At 68.3% G+C, this 20,534-nt stretch carries 16 protein-coding genes; 7 read left to right on the forward strand and 9 right to left on the reverse strand.

The genetic code is table 11. From position 1 onward, the window contains the following. Nucleotide 1 precedes the first annotated feature (1 nt). The 4 genes from FXF60_RS05305 to nrdR form a co-directional block, all read right to left on the reverse strand. Nucleotides 2-1,924, reverse strand: coding sequence for a GmrSD restriction endonuclease domain-containing protein (locus FXF60_RS05305; protein ID WP_151524217.1), 1,923 nt, complete (start codon nt 1,922-1,924; stop codon nt 2-4). After that, a complete protein-coding gene (locus tag FXF60_RS05310) occupies nt 1,921-3,324 on the reverse strand; it encodes a DNA cytosine methyltransferase (RefSeq protein ID WP_151524218.1) in 1,404 nt (467 codons plus the stop codon). Before FXF60_RS05310 ends, FXF60_RS05305 begins: the two co-directional genes overlap by 4 nt. Before the next feature lie 733 nt (nt 3,325-4,057). Next, nucleotides 4,058-6,946 (reverse strand): vitamin B12-dependent ribonucleotide reductase, encoded by a 2,889-nt coding sequence (locus FXF60_RS05315; protein WP_151524219.1) that lies wholly within the window; start codon nt 6,944-6,946, stop codon nt 4,058-4,060. Nucleotides 6,947-7,025: 79 nt separating this feature from the next. Further along, on the reverse strand, nt 7,026-7,505 hold the full coding sequence (gene nrdR / locus FXF60_RS05320; protein ID WP_151524220.1) for a transcriptional regulator NrdR: 480 nt from the start codon (nt 7,503-7,505) through the stop codon (nt 7,026-7,028). 400 nt (nt 7,506-7,905) lie between these two features. Between nrdR and FXF60_RS05325 the strand changes: the two genes are divergently transcribed. Both FXF60_RS05325 and FXF60_RS05330 read left to right on the forward strand, forming a co-directional pair. After that, nucleotides 7,906-8,511: a DUF6318 family protein gene (locus FXF60_RS05325; protein ID WP_151524221.1), complete on the forward strand. Its 606-nt coding sequence runs from the start codon at nt 7,906-7,908 to the stop codon at nt 8,509-8,511. An 8-nt stretch (nt 8,512-8,519) separates the two neighbouring features. After that, entirely contained in the window at nt 8,520-9,422 is a 903-nt protein-coding gene (locus tag FXF60_RS05330) for a hypothetical protein (protein WP_151524222.1), read from the forward strand. 7 nt (nt 9,423-9,429) lie between these two features. Here the strand turns inward: FXF60_RS05330 and FXF60_RS05335 are convergent, their stop codons facing one another. Genes FXF60_RS05335 through FXF60_RS05345 form a run of 3 tightly spaced genes read right to left on the reverse strand, consistent with a single transcriptional unit; the run spans nt 9,430 to nt 12,536 of the window. Then, entirely contained in the window at nt 9,430-10,317 is an 888-nt protein-coding gene (locus FXF60_RS05335) for a carbohydrate ABC transporter permease (RefSeq protein ID WP_151524223.1), read from the reverse strand. A gap of 3 nt (nt 10,318-10,320) precedes the next feature. Continuing rightward, the gene (locus FXF60_RS05340) at nt 10,321-11,223 is read right to left on the reverse strand and encodes a carbohydrate ABC transporter permease (RefSeq protein WP_151524224.1); all 903 of its coding nucleotides are present in this window, start codon (nt 11,221-11,223) and stop codon (nt 10,321-10,323) included. Next, on the reverse strand, nt 11,220-12,536 hold the full coding sequence (locus FXF60_RS05345) for an ABC transporter substrate-binding protein (RefSeq protein WP_151524225.1): 1,317 nt from the start codon (nt 12,534-12,536) through the stop codon (nt 11,220-11,222). The genes FXF60_RS05340 and FXF60_RS05345 overlap by 4 nt, the downstream gene beginning before the upstream one ends. 123 nt (nt 12,537-12,659) lie before the next feature. Between FXF60_RS05345 and FXF60_RS05350 the strand changes: the two genes are divergently transcribed. Beyond that, complete coding sequence (locus FXF60_RS05350) at nt 12,660-13,814, forward strand: ROK family transcriptional regulator (RefSeq protein ID WP_192796605.1); 1,155 nt, start codon at nt 12,660-12,662, stop codon at nt 13,812-13,814. Nucleotides 13,815-13,821: 7 nt separating this feature from the next. On the opposite strand, the gene FXF60_RS05355 is transcribed toward FXF60_RS05350, so the two are convergent. After that, entirely contained in the window at nt 13,822-14,427 is a 606-nt protein-coding gene (locus FXF60_RS05355; protein ID WP_151524227.1) for a response regulator transcription factor, read from the reverse strand. After that, the gene (locus FXF60_RS05360) at nt 14,424-15,521 is read right to left on the reverse strand and encodes a sensor histidine kinase (protein WP_151524228.1); all 1,098 of its coding nucleotides are present in this window, start codon (nt 15,519-15,521) and stop codon (nt 14,424-14,426) included. Before FXF60_RS05360 ends, FXF60_RS05355 begins: the two co-directional genes overlap by 4 nt. A gap of 102 nt (nt 15,522-15,623) precedes the next feature. Between FXF60_RS05360 and FXF60_RS05365 the strand changes: the two genes are divergently transcribed. From FXF60_RS05365 to FXF60_RS05380, 4 genes are all read left to right on the forward strand, one after another. Further along, nucleotides 15,624-17,051, forward strand: a complete 1,428-nt coding sequence (locus tag FXF60_RS05365; protein WP_151524229.1) for an HNH endonuclease signature motif containing protein — start codon at nt 15,624-15,626, stop codon at nt 17,049-17,051. A 150-nt stretch (nt 17,052-17,201) separates the two neighbouring features. Continuing rightward, entirely contained in the window at nt 17,202-18,248 is a 1,047-nt protein-coding gene (locus FXF60_RS05370; RefSeq protein ID WP_151524230.1) for an LLM class flavin-dependent oxidoreductase, read from the forward strand. 66 nt (nt 18,249-18,314) lie between these two features. Further along, a complete protein-coding gene (locus FXF60_RS05375; protein WP_192796606.1) occupies nt 18,315-19,664 on the forward strand; it encodes a VOC family protein in 1,350 nt (449 codons plus the stop codon). Nucleotides 19,665-19,685: 21 nt separating this feature from the next. Continuing rightward, nucleotides 19,686-20,516 (forward strand): CPBP family intramembrane glutamic endopeptidase, encoded by an 831-nt coding sequence (locus FXF60_RS05380; RefSeq protein WP_151524231.1) that lies wholly within the window; start codon nt 19,686-19,688, stop codon nt 20,514-20,516. The last annotated feature ends 18 nt before the right edge of the window (nt 20,517-20,534 follow it).

The raw sequence follows: 20,534 nt of genomic DNA on the forward strand, positions 1-20,534 counted from the left end.
GCTAGTCGTCAGTCTTGGGCACGATTATCATGGCGCGAAGCGATTCGAAGCCAGATGACCCAAACTTATCTCGCACAGCAGCCGAGGCTACGTTGGGGTCAATCCCCAGCAACTCAACGAGTTCGGTGGCGATCCGGGCGATGTAGTCCCATTGAGTCCTAGTCTGGGTCTTTTCCATGCGCTTCCACTGGTTTTTGCTCGCGTTGAAGATGGCGTCCGCGTTGGCGTCGATGCGGTCCTCGATGTCCTCCGGGGAAGCCGCCATTGCGAATGCGATGCCGACCAACGACCCCACTAGTTGCAACTCCTGCCACTTTCCCCCACTGCCGCCATCCTTGAATTCTGGTGCCCAGAGTTCGTCGTGACTCATGTGCGTTTCAGCTACGCCCGCAATCCACGTGAACAGCCTCGCCAACGTTGAGTTGTCCCGCAGCGAATGGTCTGGGTGCTCCTCCGCGTCACTGACTTCGTCCAAGAGCTGATCGATGTGCTTAGCGGTGGACATCAACGGCTTGCCATTGGTGTCGCGCAGGAGCACCGCGAGGATCCACGATAGCACCTTGGTGCGCTTGTATCGGGAGTCTCCGAAACCGTAGTCTTTCAGTGTCTTTCCGAGATCCTCGAGGCCCGGGACGTCCACGAGCGCCCCGTTCGCGATCTGGTCAGCCCGGGTTCCAGGGGCGGCGTCGCCGGCCGCGAACAGCGTCGCCGGCATCAGCGTCACCTCGTGGTACACCGCGTTTCGGATCTCTTCGGCGTTCAGGTGGACGCCCTGCTTATTGTAGAGTTTGAACACCTCGTGGATCTGGCGCTGAGTGGCCTCGAGGTACTCGATAACCGGGATCTGGTAGTCGGGAGCGCCCGTGAAGAGTTCATCGACGTCGATCTCCTGACCAGAAACCCGGATCTTTTTCTCGCTGATTTCGGTGTAGTATTTTCCCTGGAAGGATTCGAGGTACTCGCCCCGCAGTCCGCCGTCATCGTTGTTGCGCAACTTGAATGGGTAGTAGTACTCATCTTCGAGCTTGGTGGTGAGGGTCTCCTTCTCGAGCACCTTCCACGCTCGGCGGAAGGCCGGGTAGTCCGTGGTGAACAGAGAGAGCAGGCCTTGGCCTTTGTGGCGGGCATCTGCCGCCCTGACCCTCTCGAGAGCGCGCGGATGTGCCCCCACGAACCGCAGAATCGCCGTCAGGCGCTGTTTTCCGTCAACGACCTCGTGAGTGGTTGCCCCCTCCGTCCGCAGGAGGATCAACGACGGTAGAGGAATGCCTCGCAAGATCGACTCGATGAGCGCCTGCCGGTCACCAGTGCGCCAGACGTCGCCTCGCTGATAGGAGGGGGCGAGGTTCAACTTCTTCTTGGTGAGTTGGAAGATGTGCCACACTGCCGCCTTGGCCGACACTGGCTGAAGGCTGTCGGACTCGGCGACGCTATCTTCCTCGCCCGACCAGATTTCGGACCACAATGTCGTGGCTTCTGCGCGGCTGACTCCATCGGTGTCCAGATCCTCTAGGAACCTCTGCTGGAGACCCACCGCAGTCTCGACCCGGTTACGGAGCTTCTCGACTGTCTTGACGGACAGTTGCGCGGCTCCGTCACCGACTTCGAGGGCCTCGTCCATCTCAATGCCGAGTTCGCTCGCCAACGCCTTGACGAAGTCATCGTAAGAATTGGTGGGCAGGTCGCCGCTTAGCGAGAGCCATCCTTGCACGTCGCTTAACCGATGAATCCATGCATCGGTGCTGAAGTCGACGTCCTCGCGGGTGAACATGGCAGCGTTCACCGAGATCCCATCTGGAACGTCGGGTGATTCCGATAGAGTCGCGAGCCCGTCCGCGATGCTCTCCCACATTTGGGTCTTGGGATCCTCCTCCTCGTTGTCGGCGGGCACGTCCATGTCAAGGTCTTCGAGGTCGAGGCTCATGCGAGGACTCCAAGTAGTTCACAAGTCGGGTCGGTCTTTGACGCCCCAGTAGGCGTCTGGGGTGCAGGAAGGCCTATCAGCAAAGGCTTGGCAATGGCCTCCACCACGCTGGCGTTCACGGCGTTGCCGAGCGCCCTGTAGGCATCAAGGTCGCTCTCGGGCAGGCAGATGTCTCCGAGGCTCTGGAGCTGAGCGCACTCGCGGGGGGTCATGTAGCGCCGCTCGCCGGCAAGGTTGGCACCAAGGATCGGCACCTGGGTCTGGGTGAACGCGATGAGGCTGGGAGCCGTCGTAGGCCGCTTGATGCGCAACCCCGAAGCGCGCGCCTGGAGCACGAAGTTGTCGATGTTGCGAACCTCGCCCTGGGCGTTCCACTCCATCTTCTGAAAGCTCGATGGGAAAGTCCACGGTTGCCAATGGTTCAGCCACGGCGTTATCCACGAGGCGTTGTCCCGAAAAAACTCGCGGTTCTGGCGGATGAAAACTCGCTTCCAGCGCGGAAACGCGAGTTCCCCATCGCGACGAGCGTGACTCGGGATCAACTCGTGCTGCTTAGCGATGCGCAGGCCGTCGAGATCGAAGCCAAAGCTACCCTGTACGTGCATGCCACTAAGGCCGTACTTACGTCGACGCTCCCAAACTGCTGGAGGGGTGTCATGCTCGTACGGGTACGTGGCGCCGAACTCCATGGCCCAGACTGGGAACGCCGGCATCTTCAACGATGCCGGGGAGCGCTTGAGAAAATCGCCCCACATGTCGATCGCTTCGAGTGTGCGCTCTGGGATGGCACGCGGGGCCGACACGTCCCTGCGCAGAACCGACGTGATGTCCGTGTGTCCCCTATGCTTCTCCGGCCAAGTGAAGCCATCGAGGCTATCCAATGAACCAACGAAGTAGGCGCGGTCACGCACCTGGGGGATGCCGAACTCGTGTGGTGAGAAGTGTGCGACCTCCACCGCGTAGCCGAGCCCTCGCAGCTTGGCCAAGATCGTGTCCTGAGTGCGCCCACCGTCGTGCTTGAGGATGTTGGGGACGTTCTCCAGAATGAACCGACTGGGTCGCTTCACCTTGAGGATCTGGAGGACCTTAAAGAAGAGGTTCCCCTGGGAGGTGTCGCCGAAACCGAGTTGGTCTCCAGCCTTGGAAAACGGCTGACACGGAAAGCCCGCAGCCAAGAGCGCATGGTCGGGCACTTCCCGATCGATGTCGTCGTCGGTGTCGAGTCCGTTCAGATCGGTCCAGGCGGGCAGACCGTAGTTGTCGGTGTAGAGCTGGTTGAGCGCGGGTTCCCACTCTGCGGCGAAGACCGCTTCGCCCCCTAGCTTCTTCAACGCCACATGAAACCCGCCGAGCCCCGCGAAGAGGTCGATGAAGGCGAAGGTCGACGACTTCGTCTCCATACCATGGTCTCCTAGTCCATCCGCATATCTAGCTACGCGCGGAGCGAGTGCGACGACTCTTCCTTCAATGTAATCGTCAGTCTGCCAGTTGTGACTGACGATCCTAACCTCGACACTCGCCCAGTCGAGTGAGCCACACCTGCCCGTCTTAGCAACCCTGGAGACAGGACCCGCTGCCCTCTGCCACCGAAACGTCGCTGCCAGCGGCGGGACAGACACAACCACGTGTCTTCGCGAACTGCGCTGGCAGGTGCCCCGGTGAAGCACCGCGGTGGTGTTGCATCCTTGAGGAGGAGAAATAGTCCATGCCGCAGATGATCGATCTGAAGTGCCAGGAGCATCGCGTTCGCCTGGAGGGAGAGTTCTTGGGCAAGTACTCCTCGTTGACCGCGGCCGCTAAGCCGTCGCCCGCCGTAGGGGGTTGGGAAAGGAGACCGCCGTCCGTGGGCGATACAGGTCTAGGGCGGAGGTGCCCAACGCCGGGGCGCCAGGAGCGAAGAACTGGCCGAGATCCGAAAGCTGACGGCAGAGGACCGGCAACTGCGGGAAGACGTCGCGATACTGAAGGCCGCAGCTAACCTTCGTGTCCGAGAGTCTGGGGCACTGTCGCGGGGTCTCACCAAGTAGAGGACCTCCCTATGAGTGTCTCCGATCGACGGTAGGATCAACCCACGAGCAACTCCGGAGGGGCTGCCGTGGCCGATCGCGTCCCAGCCATCCGTTCCGCGTGAGATCAGCTGCAGCCGCTGGTGCTGCCGCAACCCTCGCAGACATAGCACGACCCTGCCGGACGCATCTTGGTCCCGCAGGTCATGCACATCGGCGCGTCGGCGACCTTGCCCTGGAACTGCTCGAGCAGCTCGGCCGAGGAGTGGATCCCCGACTCCGCCTGGCGGGCGTCGGCGGCACCTGCGCCGGACTGGTCGGCGACCTTCTCCGCCTTCTCCTTCTTGGCCGGCGTGGTCGCGGCAGACTGGCTGAGGTTCTGCAGCTCGTCCTCGTAGTCGTCGTCGTCGTTCGACGGCTCCAGCGGCGCATAGGAGCCGGTCTCCAGCTGGCGCGCCCGCTCCTCCGCAGTGTGGATGCCCATGTAGGACCGGGTCTCGAAGTCCAGGTAGTCCAGCGCCAGGCGGCGGAAGACGTAGTCCATGATCGACTGCGCCATGCGCACGTCCGGGTCGTCGGTCATGCCGGCAGGCTCGAAGCGCAGGTTGGTGAACTTCTCCACGAAGGTCTCCAGCGGCACGCCGTACTGCAGGCCGATCGACACCGCGATCGAGAAGGCGTCCATGACACCGGCCAGGGTCGAGCCCTGCTTGCCGAACTTGAGGAAGAGCTCGCCCAGGTCGCCGCTGTCATACGTCCCGGCAGTCAGGTAGCCCTCAGCCCCGCCCACGGCGAAGCTCGTGGTCTGGCTGGCCCGACGCTTCGGCAGCCGGGTGCGGACCGGGCGGTACTCCACGACCTTCTCCGGAGCGGCCTCGGCCTTCTCGTCCGCCTTGGCGTCCTTGTCCTTCTTGCCGTCGGACAGCGGCTGGCCGACCTTGCAGTTGTCGCGGTAGACCGCGAGCGCCTTGAGGCCGAGCTTCCACCCCTGCAGGTAGACCTCCGCGATCTCCTCGACCGTCGCCGACTCCGGCAGGTTCACCGTCTTGGAGATCGCGCCGGACAGGAAGGGCTGCACCGCCGCCATCATCCGCACGTGGCCCATCGGCTTGATCGCCCGGGCGCCCATCGCGGTGTCGAAGACCTCGTAGTGCTCCGGCTTCAGACCCGGGGCGTCGATGACGTGACCGTTCTCCGCGATGAACTCGACGATCGCCTCGATCGTCTCGTCGGCATACCCCAGGCGGTTGAGCGCGCGCGGGATGGTCTGGTTGACGATCTGCATCGACCCGCCGCCGACCAGCTTCTTGAACTTCACCAGCGAGAAGTCGGGCTCGATGCCGGTGGTGTCGCAGTCCATCATGAAGCCGATGGTGCCGGTGGGTGCGAGCACCGAGGCCTGGGCGTTGCGGTAGCCGTGCTTCTCCCCCGTCTTCACGACGGCGTCCCACGCCTTGGTCGCGGCCTTGTGCACCGAGGCGTCCATGGCGTGCAGCGTGCGGATCTCGTCGTTCGCCGCCTGGTGCTTGCGCATGACGCGCTTGTGCGCGTCGGCGTTGCGGGCATACCCGTTGTAGGGGCCAACCACACCGGCGATCTCCGCCGACCGCTTGTAGGCAGCACCGGTGAGCAGCGAGGTCAGCGACGCGGCAAGCGCCCGGCCGCCCTCGGAGTCATAGCCGTGGCCGGTCGCCATGAGCAGCGCGCCCAGGTTGGCGTAGCCGATGCCGAGCTGGCGGTAGTTGCGGGTGGTCTCGCCGATCGGGTCGGTCGGGAAGTCCGCGAAGCAGATGGAGATGTCCATCGCGGTGATGACCAGCTCGGTGACCTTCTGGTAGGTGTCGACGTCGAAGGTGTCGTCCTCGTTGAGGAACTTCAGCAGGTTCAGCGAGGCGAGGTTGCAGCTGGAGTTGTCCAGCGACATGTATTCGGAGCAGGGGTTGGACGCGGTGATCCGGCCGGTCTCGGGGTTGGTGTGCCAGTCGTTGATGGTGCCGTCGTACTGGATGCCCGGGTCGGCGCACTCCCACGCGGCCTGTGCCATCTTGGTGAACAGCTCGTGGGCGTCGACGGTGGAGACGACGGAGCCGTCCTTGCGGGAGGTGAGGCCGAACTCGCCACCGTCCTCGACCGCCTTCATGAACTCGTCGGAGACGCGGACCGAGTTGTTGGCGTTCTGATACTGCACCGACACGATGTCGTTGCCGCCGAGGTCCATGTCGAAGCCGGCGTCGCGCAGCGCACGGATCTTGTCCTCCTCGCGCGCCTTGGTGTCGATGAACTCCTCGATGTCCGGGTGGTCGACGTCCAGCACGACCATCTTCGCCGCGCGGCGGGTCGCGCCACCGGACTTGATGGTGCCCGCGGAGGCGTCCGCACCGCGCATGAAGGAGACCGGGCCGGAAGCGGTGCCCCCGGAGGAGAGCAGCTCCTTGGAGGAGCGGATGCGGGAGAGGTTGAGGCCGGCGCCCGAGCCGCCCTTGAAGATGAAGCCCTCCTCCTTGTACCAGTTGAGGATCGAGTCCATCGAGTCGTCCACCGAGAGGATGAAGCACGCGCTGACCTGCTGCGGGCTCTTGGTGCCGACGTTGAACCAGACCGGAGAGTTGAAGGAGAAGATCTGGTGGACGAGGGCATACGTCAGCTCGTGCTCGAAGACCTCGGCGTCCTCCTCAGTCGTGAAGTATCCGTGCTCCTTGCCCGCCTTGACGTAGGTCAGGACGACGCGGTCGACCAGCTGCTTGAGGCCGGTCTCACGCTGCTCGGTGCCGACGGCGCCGCGGAAGTACTTCGTCGTGACGATGGTCGAGGCGTTCGCCGACCAGAAGTCCGGGAACTCCACCCCGCGCTGCTCGAAGATCGTGTCGCCCGTCTTCCAGTTGGTCTGGACGACGTCCCGCTGCTCCCAGGTGATCTGGTCGTACGGGTGCACACCCGGAGTGGTGAAGATGCGCTCGATCTTGAGGCCCTTGCCGCTGCGGCGCGTGCGCGTCTTCGACCCGGTCGTCTCGGTCATGACTTGCTCTCCTTGGTGTGGTGCGGATGGTCAGCGGTGCATGTGTTCAGTGAAGCGGTGGGGACCGACAGACCCAGGTCTAGGGAGTCGGCTCCGGTGAGACGGACTCCGCGTCGCGCTCGGAGCGCAGCAGCGTGATGGCCGACTCGAAGTCGTGGAGGTTGTCGAACGCCTGGTAGACGGACGCGAAGCGCAGGTAGGCGACCTCGTCGAGCCGCTTGAGCGGCTCCAGGATCGCCAGCCCCACCTCGTGCGCGTCCACCTCGGCCTGCCCGAGCGCGCGGATCGACTCCTCGACCTGCTGGGCGAGGAGCTGGAGCTGGTCGTCGGTGACCGGGCGGCCCTGGCAGGCCTTGCGCGCGCCGGTGATGACCTTGTCGCGGCTGAACGGCTCGGTCGCGCCGGAGCGCTTGATCACCGACAGGGTGGCGGTCTCCACGGTGCCGAAGCGGCGCCCGCACTCGAGGCACTGACGACGACGGCGGATGACCGTGCCCTCCTCCTGCACGCGGCTGTCGACGACCTTGGAGTCGGTATGCCGGCAGAACGGGCAGTGCATGTCGCTCCTCGGTGTCGCATCGGTGCGGGAGGCCCTGACAGAGGGTCCCTGTGGGTGGATCTGGGGACTGCTTGTGGATGACCTGTGGGTCAATTCTACCACGTTGTGCACAAGATGTGGACAAAACACACGCTTGTAACTACTAGATATGGGGAGCCTAGGTCACCGGTGCACCAGATGCAAGGGGCGTGCCCCGCGCTGCGTGTCGGGTGCGCGTGTCGCCCGGGAGACGGCGGCTCGGAGCCTCGTGGCGGGGTGCGGGCGCGGGCTCGGGGGTGGTCAGATCGGGCGCGCTTCTCTACTGTGGACGAGCGTTCAGCAGCCTCCGACTGGGGCACACTGGAGCTGAACCGACGGTTGCGGGGGATCTGCGGCCGTCCGAGAAGAAGAGGGGTATGCCGTGTCCCGCACCACGATCGTCGCTGCCGTGGCAGGCCTGGTGCTGCTCGCCGGCTGCGACAACTCCACCGAGCCCTCCCCTCCCCCGACGTCGGAGGCCTCGCTCACCACAGTGACCGAGGAGCCGGCCCAGACGACCACGGAGGCGCCTGAGGAGACCTCGGAGGAGCCGACGGAGGAGCCCACCGCCGACGGACCGCCCGAGTTGCCGGACGAGGCGACCGAGCAGACAGAGGCGGGCGCCGTCGCCTTCGCCATGCATTATCTGCGGCTCATCAACTACACCGGGAAATCACCCGAGACGGGCCTCCTCGAGCCCCTCGCTGCGGAGGGTTGCGAATCCTGCGTCAACCATGAGGAGTCCGTGGCCTACGGCGTGGAGAACGGCGACTACCTGGAGCAGGACACCTTTCAGATCGGCGATCCCGAAACCATCTTCACAGGCGACGGGGCGCGGGTGGCCGTTCCCGTGGAGCAAGTGGAGCAGCCCTATTTGCGCGACGGAGAGCCGACCGATCGCACTTTGCCCCAAGCCAGTGCAACTCTCGTGGTGCGGGCGCAGTGGTCGGACGGCTGGCTTGTCGAGAGCATCACTGTCGACCAATGAGATGGGCGATGGTTTCCGCAACTGGATCCCTGGTCGCGGCGATTGGCGCCTTCGGCTATGCGGATGAACCGGATCCGAGTGATCCGCCTTGTGGCGGCATCCAGTGCGACAACGAAGGTGACGGTTCGGAAGTCGGCCTGACCCACGAGGAAGTCAGGGCCATCTCCAACCAATGGCCACCCGGAGCGAACCCAGAGAGCGCTACGTCGTGGTACGAGTACCAGGCAGTGATCGACTGCCGGCCCCCGAATACCGTCAACCAACCGCGTCTGGAGATTTGTCAGGCTGCGTTGGACGCTTGCGCCGGAGTGGCGGACCCAGCGTTCGCCCTCGCGGTCATCTATCGCCGAACCGTCTCAGCTGATGGCGACGTGCTGGAGGGTTGGGCCCCTGGGGATTCCACCTGTTTCAGCGACTCTGTCCCGCCTCGCTCAGGGGAGACCGTCGAGGAGCTCACCGAGGCGATGATCATCGAGCAGTTCCACCAGACCGACTTCGCACTGCCGGAGGCCGTCATCCAGCCGCCGGAAGGACGCACCCTGGTCAACCTGCCCGTCTACTTCGAGCTGGCCTGGCCGGCGGACGGGTTCGAGCCGCAGGAGGTCGACACCACGACCCTGATCGGCCACGAGGTGCGCATCCGACCGACTCTGATCGGCGCCACCTACGTGACCGGCGACGGCGCAAGCATCGGCCCGACCGACAGCCTGGGCGGTCCTTACCCCGAGGGCGACATCACCCACGAGTACACCGACGCTGCCGATGTGGCTCCCTACATCTCTGTCGAGTACGGCGGCGAGGTCAGCGTGAACGGCGGCGACTGGAGCGAGATCCCGAGCACGGTCGTCATCGACGGTCCGACGAGCCCGCTCGAGGTCCTCACCTCGAAGAACCGGCTCTACTCCAACTGAGGGCCTCTCAGCCCTTCACCGAGCCGGCCATCAACCCGCCGACGAAGTACCGGCCGAGCAGCACATACACCAGCAGGGTGGGCAGGCTGGCGATGAGCGCACCGGCCATGGACACGCCATAGTTGGACAGCATCGCGCCGTTCGCCAAGTTGTTCAGTGCCATCGTCACCGGCCCGTTGTTCGCCGTGGAGAAGAAGACTGCGAAGAGGAAGTCGTTCCACGCCGAGGTGAACTGCCACAGCAGCACCACGACGAAGCTCGGGATCGAGATGGGCAGCACCACCGAGAAGTAGGTCCGCAGCATCCCCGCACCGTCCACCCGGGCCGACTCGATCAGCTCCATCGGCACCGTCTCGTAGTAGTTGCGGAAGATGAGGGTGCAGATCGGGATGCCGTAGACGACGTGGAGCAGGATCAGCGACGGTATGCCGTTGGGCACGTTGATGTCGATCATCAGCTGCACCAGGGGGATCATCACCGCCTGGTACGGGATGAACATGCCGAATAGGATGAGCGTGAAGACGAGGTTCGCGTGCGGGAACCTCCAGCGCGAGAGCACGAACCCGTTCATCGACCCCAGCAGCGAGGACAGCACCGCTGCCGGGATGACCATCGCGAAGGACCGGATCAGCGCCGGTGACAGCGCCTCCCACGCCTCGGCCCAGTTCTCCACCGTCCACGCCTGCGGGAAGAACCATGTCCGCGACGGGCTCGCGTCGCCGATGCCCTTGAAGCTCGTGACGAACAGCACGTAGACCGGGATGAGGACCAGCAGCAGCGAGGCGAGGAGGACGGCATACCGGAACGTGCGCCAGCCCGGGCTCCCGGTGCGCCGCGACGGCTTGCCCGACCCCGTGATCTCCCGCGTCCCCGGGGCGGTGGTGACAGCACCCATGCCTCAGCCCCGCTTCCTGGCCCGCGCGTCGTACCAGAGGTACGGCACGACCGCGAGCGCCACGAGGACCAGCAGAATGACGCCGACCGCCGCCGAGTTCGCGTAGTCGTAGATGGTGGCGAAGTTGTACATGTCGATCGCCGGCACCTTGGTGGAGTAGGCCGACTGGTTCGCAATAGACATGATCAGGTCGAACGACTTCAGCGACATGTGGCCGATGATGATCAGCGCGGACAGCGCGACCGGCGACAGCTGCGGGAAGACGACGTGCCGGTAGAGCTGCAGCTCGCTCGCCCCGTCGACCCGCGCCGCCTCCCGCAGCTCGTCCGGTATGCCGCGGAAGCCCGCGAGGAACAGCGCCATGACATAGCCCGACAGCTGCCAGATCGCCGGCAGCGCGATGGCGAGGATGCCGTAGCGCGGGTTCGTCCACCACTCGTTCTGCAGGAAGCCGAGCCCGGTCATCTGGAAGAGCCGGTTGAGCCCGGACGCCTGCTCGCCCACGTTGGAGTTGAGCAGCCACTTCCACACCACACCTGAGGCGACGAAGCTGACGGCCATCGGGAAGAGGTAGACCGACCGGAAGATCCCCTCACCCTTGATCGGCCGCTCCAGCACCCACGCCCAGCAGAAGCCGATGATGAGCGTGCCGAGCAGGAAGACCACCGTGAAGATGACCAGGTTGCGGAGCGAGTGCTGGAAGGCGGGGCTGGCGAGCAGCTCGGTGTAGTTGCTCAGCCCGACGAAGCCGACCTCGTCCCGGCCGGTCGCCTGCGCCGCGGTGTGCTTGTCGGTCAACGACTCCCGGAAGCTCAGCCCGATGAAGCCGTAGACGAACACACCGAGCAGCAGCAGGGACGGGCTGATGAGCAGCAGTCCCGGGATCCAGGACCTGACGCGGGTCACTGAGACAGCGACTCCGTGGCCGCCACCAGCTCCTGCTGCAGGGTGTCGACGTCGGACGCGCCCTGGCTGAACTTCACCACGGCCTGGTTGACCGCCGTCGAGACCGCGACCGGCGCGGCGGCACCGTGCGCCAGCGAGCTGACGATGGTGTCGTTCTCGAAGGCCTCCATCGCCGACTGCTGGTACTCCGGGAATTCCGCGGCGTCGATGTCGGTGCGGGCCGGGATCGAGCCCTTCACCGTGTTGAACGCCAGCTGCCCCTCGGCCGAGGAGATCGTCTCCAGCCACGCCTTGGTGCCGCCGGCGTGCGCCGCGCCCACAGGCATCGTGAACGAGTCGGCGAGGTAGTTGAAGACCCCGTCGGTCCCCGGCACCGGCCAGTAGGCGTAGTCCTCACCCGCGGTCATGTCCTGCGCGTCGTAGGCCGCCACGGCCCAGTCGCCCATGACGTTGTAGGCCGCCTCGCCCTGCATCACCGGCTGCAGCGCCGGCTCCCAGTCGAGCCCGTCGCGGTCGGTGTTGGACCACTCCACGATCTGCGCCCACTTGGTCAGCGCGGAGTTCACCTCGCCGCCGGCCCAGTCGGTGCTCCCGTCCCACAGGCCGTTGTATGCCTCGGGCCCGAGCTCGGAGAGCAGGACGTTCTCCAGCAGGTGGGTCTGGGTCCAGTCCATGCCCAGGGTCACCGGGGTCTTGCCGGTGGCCGCGACCTTCTCCATGTCGGCCATCCAGGCGTCCAGGTCCGCCGGGGGCGTGGACGGGTCGACGCCCGCCTCCTCCAGGACGGCCGGGTTGACCCAGACGACGTTGGACCGGTGCACGTTGGAGGGGATGGAGTAGATCTGGTCGTCCACCGTGAGCTGCTCGATCAGGCTCTCCGGGAAGACGTCGGTCAGGCCGAACTCGTCGTAGAGGCCGGAGACGTCCTCGATCTGGCCGGCGTCGATGTAGTCCTGCAGCTCGGCCCCGGTGTGCGCCTGGAAGCTGTCCGGCGGGTTGCCGGCCTGCAGGTCCGCCTGCAGCTTCTGCTTCGCCTGCGACCCCGCGCCACCGGCGAGCGCCGCGTTGACGAACTCGGTGTCCGGGTGCTGCTCGCCGAAGACCTCCACCAGCGCGTCCAGGCCGGCCTTCTCCGAGCCCTGCGCCCACCAGGTCATGACCTGCACCTCACCGGCGTCCTCACCCCCGGCCGAGCCGCCCTCCGAGCCACTGGAGTCGCCGGACCCGCCCCCGCCGCACGCCGACAGGACCAGCGCCCCGGACATCACCACTGCCAGCGTCGAGAGCCGGCCCACCTTCTTGATCTGCCTCATCGCTCGTCCCTTCGCACGTCGTCGTCACGGGCCGGAGGTCGCACCAGCCACGGGTGATCGTGAGGCTAACCACGGCCGTTAAGTCTTGTCAACGATAGTTATGGCTGTGTTATTTTCCGAGTCGTGGACAAACAGAAGGTCCTCTCGACCGGCCGCAGCCCCCGGCACCGTGGCAACGCCGCCGCCGTGCTGCGGGTGGTCGGCGACCGCGACGAGGTGACCCGCCAGGAGATCGCCCGGCACACCGGTCTGTCCCGCAGCACCGTGGCCGACGTCGTCACCCGGCTCCTCGACAGCGGCGACCTCAGGGAGGCCACCCGGCAGCCCGACGGGAGGGGGCGCCCGGCACAGCTGGTGCGTCGCGCCGACCCCGAAGGCCTGCTGCTCGGCATCGACCTCGGCCACAACCACGTGTCCGTCGCGCTCGGGGACGCCGCCGCCGCGGTCCTGCACGAGATCACCGTCGACGCCGACCTCGACCGGGAGCCGGCGGCCACCATCGACCTGACCCGTGACCTGGCGCTGGAGATCCTGGCCCGCGAGGGCGCCACCCTGGCGGACGTGGCGGGGGCCGTCGCGGGGCTCCCCGGGCCGATGAGCCACGACGGGGTCCTCGCGGTCCCCTCGATGCTGGGCCAGGGCAAGATGAGCGACCCGGGACGGCGACTGACCCGCGTGCTCGGTATGCCCGTGCCCGTCACCACCGACACCGTCCTCGGGGCGGTCGGCGAGATGCGCAGCGGGGCCGCCGTGGGCGTCGACGACTTCGTCTTCGTCAAGGCCTCGCACGGGGTCGGGTGCGCGCTGGTCCTGGGTGGCCGCGTCTACCGCGGCAGCGGCGGACTCGCCGGTGAGTTCGGGCATACGCGGGTCGATGACAGCACCATCCGCTGCCGGTGCGGCAACCTCGGCTGCCTCGAGACCGTCGCCGGGCTGGAGCGGGTGCAGGCCGAGCTCCCCCACCCCTACACCGAGGACGCGCTCACCGACGCCGGCGCAGGTGACCCCGTCGTGGCGCGGGTCGTGACGGACGCTGGCCGGGCCGTGGGCACCACCCTCGCGCCCGTCTGCAACGCCCTCAACCCCGCCCTCGTCGTGACCGGCGGCCGGCTCGGGGCGGTGCACGCCGAGGCCTTCGGCAAGGGCGTCCGGGAGGCGATCGACCGGGACGCGCAACCGGCCATCGCCAGCGCGCTGCAGGTCGTCCCCGCGCAGCACGGCATCCGGGCCGAGCGGATCGGCGCGCTGCTGCTCGCCCGGCGGGAGGCGATGGCCTGAGCTGCGGCTAGAGCCAGCCGCGCTCCTCGGCATACCTCGCCGCCTCCACCCGGGTCGCCGTGCCGGTCTTGCCGATCGCGGACGACAGGTAGTTGCGCACCGTCCCGGGCGACAGGAAGAGGTGCCCCGCGATCGACTGCACCGGGGAGCCGTCCAGCGCCTGCCGCAGCACCTCGCGCTCGCGGTCGGTGAGCGGGTTCGGGCCGCCGATGAGCGACTCGGTGGCCAGCGCGGGGTCCACGACGCGCAGCCCCGCGTGCACCCGCCGCACCGCCTCGGCGAGCTCGGGCGCGGGCGTGTCCTTCACCACGAAGCCGCTGGCCCCCGCGTCCATCGCGCGCCGCAGATAACCCGGCCGCCCGAACGTCGTCACCATGAGGCACCGCGTCGACAGGCCCGCGTCCCGCAGCTGCTGCAGCACCTCGATGCCGTCCAGCCCGGGCATCTCGATGTCGAGCAGGCATACCTGCGGCTGGGCCTGGCGCACCGCGTCCAGCACCGCGTCGCCACGCCCCACCTGCGCGACCACGTCGATGTCGCGCTCCAGGTCGAGCAGCGCCGCCAGGGCGCCGCGCACCAACGCCTGGTCGTCGGCCAGCAGCACCGAGATCACAGCTTCACCTCCACCGTCGTCCCGACACCGTCCGTGCCCGGCCGCAGCGACAGGGCGCCGCCGGCCTGCTCCACGCGCTCCCGGAGGCCGCGTATGCCGTTGCCCTCACGGTGGTCGCCGACGCCACGACCGTCGTCGGTCACCGTCAGCACGTTCTCCCCCAGCTCGATGACGCACCGCGTCGCGCCGCTGTGGCGCACCACGTTGGTGACCGCCTCGCGCAGCACCCAGGCGACCGTCATCCGGTGCCGCGGGTCGACATCGGCCACCTCGCCGCGGACGTCGATCGTGACGTCCGCGCCGGCGAGCGCGGTCCGCGCGGACTCCAGCTCCTCGGCCAGCCGCGCCACCCGCAGCCCCCCGACCGTGGCGCGGATCTCGGCCAGCGCCTGCCGCGCCAGGTCCTGCACCTCCCCCATCTCCTGCTTGGCCCGCTCGGGGTCGGCGTCGACCAGCCGCCGCGCCAGCTCGGTCTTCACCGTGACCACCGTCAGCGAGTGGCCCAGCACGTCGTGGACGTCGCGGGCGACCCGCTCGCGCTCCTCGGTCAGCGCCAGCTGGCTCTCGGTCTGCTGCGCCGACTCCTGCTGCTCCTCGAGGTAGCGGCTCAGGACGCTGATCGTCAGCACCAGCGCCGAGATGCCCCAGAACATCGCCGTCGGCCACCAGCCCCAGAGCAGCGCGCTGGTCACCATGCCCACGCCGAGCAGACCGAGCGCGACCGTCCAGACCCCTCGCCACGGGAGGAAGAACACCGGGACCCCGACGATGAACGGCATGGCGGTCAGCGCGTTCGGGCCGATCATCGCAGCCAGGAGCACGGCGATGGCGACCATCGTGGCCAGGCCGAGCAGACCGCCGCGGGCGGCGGCGGCATACTGTCCGGCGCCGACGCGCGAGGTCGCGTGCCGGACCGTGGCGACGTAGGCCACCATGAAGGCCAGGACGACGGCCGTGGCGGTCAGCCGCCAGCCGAGGCCGTCCAGGACCGTCCAGATGTGGATCAGCGGGAAGGTGAAGAACACCAGCCAGACCCCGCCGAAGAGCCACCCCCACCGGGACCAGGCGTCCTGAGGTGCGTCGGGGCGAGTCATGGGGACCACTGTGCCAGCCCGTCGGCGTCGGTGGGAGTGACGTCTGTCACCGGATCGGTGCAGGTCAGTGGGTATGTCGGTGTTGGGTGTTTGAGTGTGGTCATGGAGGGATCCGGGGGCGGGCAGCGGGGCGGGGTGGACGTGTGGGCCGACGTCGAGCCGACCACGACCGCTGAGGTCGACGGGTTGAGCGCGGCGGACTACGACGCACTGATGGGCGAGGTCGCGGAGGCCCTGGGTGACCTGCACGGGGCGGAGCTGGCCAGTCGGCCGGCGCGCGAGCGGGTGCTGGACGGGTTGGGTGCCGCGCGCCGCGGCCTGAACGCCGCCACCCTCGGCGGTGACGAGGCCGCCACGGTGCTCGACGGTGACCTGGCCGGAGCGATCGAGTCGGTGGGCGAGCTGCAGACGCAGCTGGGGGCGGTGGGGTTCACGCTGGCGCGCGAGGCGGCCCTGCGCGGCCTGCACCAGGACGTGGCGATGTCGCTGGTCGACTGGTTGCGGGTGCGGTGCCCGTGGCTCAGCACCCAGGACGCGGCCCAGATCGGCGCGATCGTCACGGTCTCGCAGTCCCCCACGACGGCGGTCATCGGCGAGGCGGTCGCCGAGGGCGGCGTCCCGGTGCACCGGGCGGCGCAGGTCGCGCGGACGATGACCCGGCTCGCGTCCTCGCTCGACCCGGAGCAGCAGGAGGAGTACGCCCGGATCGTCACGGCGGCGGCCGCGCGGCCCGACCTGTCCGACCGAGACCTGGGCCGGGTGTGCCACCGGCTCCTCGAGGACCTGCTGCACGAGACGAAGCCAAAGGAGCGGGAGCGGACGGCGATCGAGCTGCGCAGCATCTCCCGCCGCCGGGTCGGGCCAGGGCTCACCCGCTTCACGATCGACGCGCCGGACGGCGACGCAGCGACCATCAACGGCGTGCTGACCTCTGCCCTCGCGGCGCCCGCACCGGGACGCGAGGCACGGGGCGACGGGGGTGACGACGAGGGATCGGGCGGCGGCCCGGTCGAGCCGGACACCCGGCTGCCCGGGCAGCGTGGCTACGACGCGCTGATGACGGTGATCCGTCGCGGCACCAGCAACCCAGGTGCCCCGCCCTCCACCGCCCGGGCCACGGTCCTGCTGACGATCCCGTTCGACCCCGAGCGCGGCACGCCCGCCGGCCCGGCGAGCACGATGGCGGGTGACTACGTGCCACCGGGGCAGGCCGGCGAGCTGGCCTGCAGCGGCGAGCTGACCCCGGTGTGGCTCACCGCCGACGGCGAGCCGCTCGCCCTGGGCCGGACCGCGCGCTTCGCCAGCCCGGCGCAGTGGAAGGCGCTGGCCGTGCGTGACGGCGGCTGCTCCTTCCCCGGCTGCTCCGCGCTGCCGCAGTGGTCGGACAGCCATCACCTGGACCACTGGGCCCGTGGCGGACACACCGACGTCGACCGGATGACCCTGCTGTGCGGCCGTCACCACACGCACGTCCACCAGCGCGACCTCACCGCGACGGTGAGCGGCGGCACCGTCACCTGGCACGTCTGAGGACCCCGCCCCCACGGCCGGCCCGAGAGTGGCCGGCCGGTGAGGCATGCCCGTGGACGACCCGCGGCGCACGCGCAGGACCTGGCGTGCCTGTCCGCTGCCGCTCGAGGAGGGCGGCATACACGACCGGCTGCGGACGTTGACCCGCACATGCCGACTCCCCGCGTCCCGCTGTCCGTGCTCGACCTCGTCCCCCGGTCCCAGGGCATGACCCCCGCGACCGCGATCGAGGAGTCCGTCGCCCTGGCGCGCGAGGTGGACCAGCTCGGCTACCGCCGCTTCTGGATGGCCGAGCACCACGGCTCGGAGGCCTTCATGTCCTCCGCCACCTCGCTGCTGCTGGGCCACGTCGCGCACGCGACCGAGCGGATCCGCCTGGGCTCCGGCGGGGTGATGCTGCCCAACCACTCGCCGTTGATGGTCGCGGAGTACTACGGGACCCTCGCGACCATGCACGGCGACCGCTTCGACCTGGGGCTGGGCCGTGCGCCCGGCACCGACCCGATGACCGCCGCCGCCCTCTCCCGGTCCAGCGGCCACCTGCCCGACTTCGCCGGCGAGGTGGCCGACCTGCAGGCATACCTCGGCGCCCCGCAGGCCGGCCGCCGGGTGCGTGCCCTGCCCGGCGAGGGCACCCAGGTGCCGCTGTGGATGCTCGGCTCCTCGACCGGTGGTGCCCAGGTCGCCGCTGCTCTCGGGCTGCCGTTCTCCTTCGCCTCCCACTTCGCCCCGGACCAGCTGCAGGAGGCGCTCAGCCTCTACCGCGACCGGTTCCGCGCGGATGCCGAGACCGCCGAGGTCGACCGGCCGACCACCATGGCCGGGGTCAACGTCCTGGTCGCCCCGACCCAGGAGGAAGCCGACCACCTCTTCACCACGGCGCAGCTGATGGCGATCCGCATCCGCTCGGGTCAGCCCGCGCCGCTGGACCCACCGGTCGAGAGCCTGGCCGCCGTCGTGCCGACCGAGCTGCTCCCGCTCGCCAACGCGCACCAGTCGGTGAAGATGGTGGGCACGCCCGAGACCGTGGTCGAGAAGCTCGAGGCGTTCGCCGCGGCGCACGAGCTCGACGAGCTCATCGTCACCACCTACACCTTCGACCCCGAGCTGCGCCGCCGCAGCTACCGCATGCTCGCGGAGGCCTGGGGGGTGGAGGCGTCGACGTCCTCGGGCGAGTCGATCGCGGCCACCACCTGACCGCGATCGACGTGGCCAGCGGCCGCGAGCCAGCACCAGCACGCGTTCCGCTGGCACGATCGAGCCATGAGCGAGGACCACGACCACACGACTCCGCTGACCACGCAGGCGTTCCAGGCTCACCGGGGAACGGAGGACTGGCGGGGGCTCGGCCGCGGAGCCTTCGCCTGGTTCGAGGCGGGGTCGCATACCGCGGGCGCCGCCCTCGTCGAGGAGATCGTGAGGCTGTGCGGTGACCACGGGGCACCGCTGCCCGACGTCGACGTGCGCGAGATGGGCGTGCTGGTGCGCCTGTCCGCGACCGGCGAGGGCTTCACCACCGCGACGGCCGACCTCGCCCGCGCCATCTCCGCGGCGGCCCGTGACCTCGGTCTGGAGCCTCGACCGGACGTCGTCCAGGAGGTGCAGCTGACGGTCGACACCCAGCACGCGGACGAGGTGATGAGCTTCTGGGAGACGGCGCTCGGCTACGAGCGCCAGGGGGACGAGGACGCGGTCGACCCGGGCCGCCGCCATCCGCCGCTGTGGTTCCAGGACATGGACTCCTCCCGGCCACTGCGCAACCGGATCCACCTCGACTCCGTCGCCGCCCAGCCGGTGTCCGCCGCCGCCGTCGACGACCTCGAGGGCCGCGGGGCGACCGTGGCCCACCATGGCTTCTACGCCTGCGTGGCCGATCCCGAGGGCAACGAGGTGGACATGCTGCCGCTCCCGGCCGCCAGCGACCAGTGGGGCGAGCCAGGCACCGACGACTGGCGGCTGGTCTTCTCGGGCGTCGCGACCTACCCCACCTCCTGGGGCGAGGAGCTGGTTGCGCTGGTGCGGGCGGCATCCAGGCTCGCCGACGACGCGGGACTCCCCCTGGGCATCGATGTGCGGCCGCTCCGGCGGGACGTCGACGAGCCCGCGACCGGCGGATCGACGGCTGTCGTGACGCTCGACACCGGCAAGGACCGCTGGGAGATGGAGGACGGCTACCTCCCGCTCGCGCAGGGCGCCCAGCGGGAGGCCCGGGCGCTCGGCCTCACCGCCGATCCGGAGAGCGCGAGGTTCGTGCAGATCGGGATCGACGCGGCCGACGTCGCCGCCGTCCGGACCTTCTGGCAGGAGGCCCTGGGCTACCGACCCGACCCGCGCACCGATGTCACGGACATCGTCGACCCCCGATGGCTGGGCCCGGTCCTCTTCTTCCAGCCGATCGACGTCGCCGAGACCGAGCGACGAGCCCAGCGCAACCGCATCCACGTCGACGTCTTCGTGCCGCACGACGTCGCCGCCGCCCGGGTCGAGGCGGCGGTGGCCGCCGGCGGCACGGTGGTGCGGGACATGGCGCCGTTCTGGTGGACCCTGGCCGACCCCGAGGGCAACGAGCTCGACATCTCCGTCACCGTGGGCCGCGAGGAGCACTGGGGCTGAGGCACCCCGCACAATGGTGCCGTGACCTCCGCCGACGCCGACACGGCCGCGCACCACGCACCAGCCCCCACCCTGCGCACCCTGCCACCGGCTGCAGGGGTCTCGGTCTCGGCCCTGCTCCTCTTCGGCCTGCACCTGCCCTGGATCGGGTATGCCCTCCTCGTCGTCAGCCTGGTCGCCGCGTTCCTGCTGCACCGCGAGCTGTTCCGCGACCTGCTGCTCATCGCCCTGGGCATCGGCATCGTGTCCACCACGTCGGTCGAGGCGGACATCAGCTGGGACATGTTCTTCCTGCTCGGAGCGGTCCTCACCGCCGCGGTCCTCGCACCCGTGCTGGTCGACCGCTTCGTCTACCGCCGCAGCGCGATCACCTTCCCGTGGATCACCGGCCGGCGGTGGACCCGGCTCCAGTGGGGCTACGTGGTGTCCGTCCCCGTCCTCGGCTACCTCATCCTGCCGGCCTACTTCATCCACTCCGGCAGCTACCAGAACTGGCCGCCCATCCAGACCGCGAGCGAGTTCGGCCGGTTCTTCGTCGGCGTCAACGCCGTGGGGCTGTGGGACGAGCTGTTCTTCATCTGCATCTGCTTCGCCCTGCTGCGGCGGCACTTCCCGCTGTGGACGGCGAACGTGCTCCAGGCCACGATCTTCGTGTCTTTCCTCTGGGAGCTCGGCTACCGCGCCTGGGGACCGCTGCTGACGATCCCCTTCGCGCTGCTGCAGGGCTACATCTTCACCCGCACCAAGTCCCTCACCTACGTCGTGCTGATCCACCTGCTCTTCGACGCCGTGGTGTTCCTGGCCATCGTGCACGCGCACGACCGCAGCATCTTCCCCTTCTTCCTCTACTGACCCCGACGGGCGAGGCAG

Origin of the sequence: Serinicoccus kebangsaanensis (genome assembly GCF_008919445.1) — a bacterium.
In the GTDB taxonomy this organism is placed as follows: domain Bacteria; phylum Actinomycetota; class Actinomycetes; order Actinomycetales; family Dermatophilaceae; genus Ornithinicoccus; species Ornithinicoccus kebangsaanensis.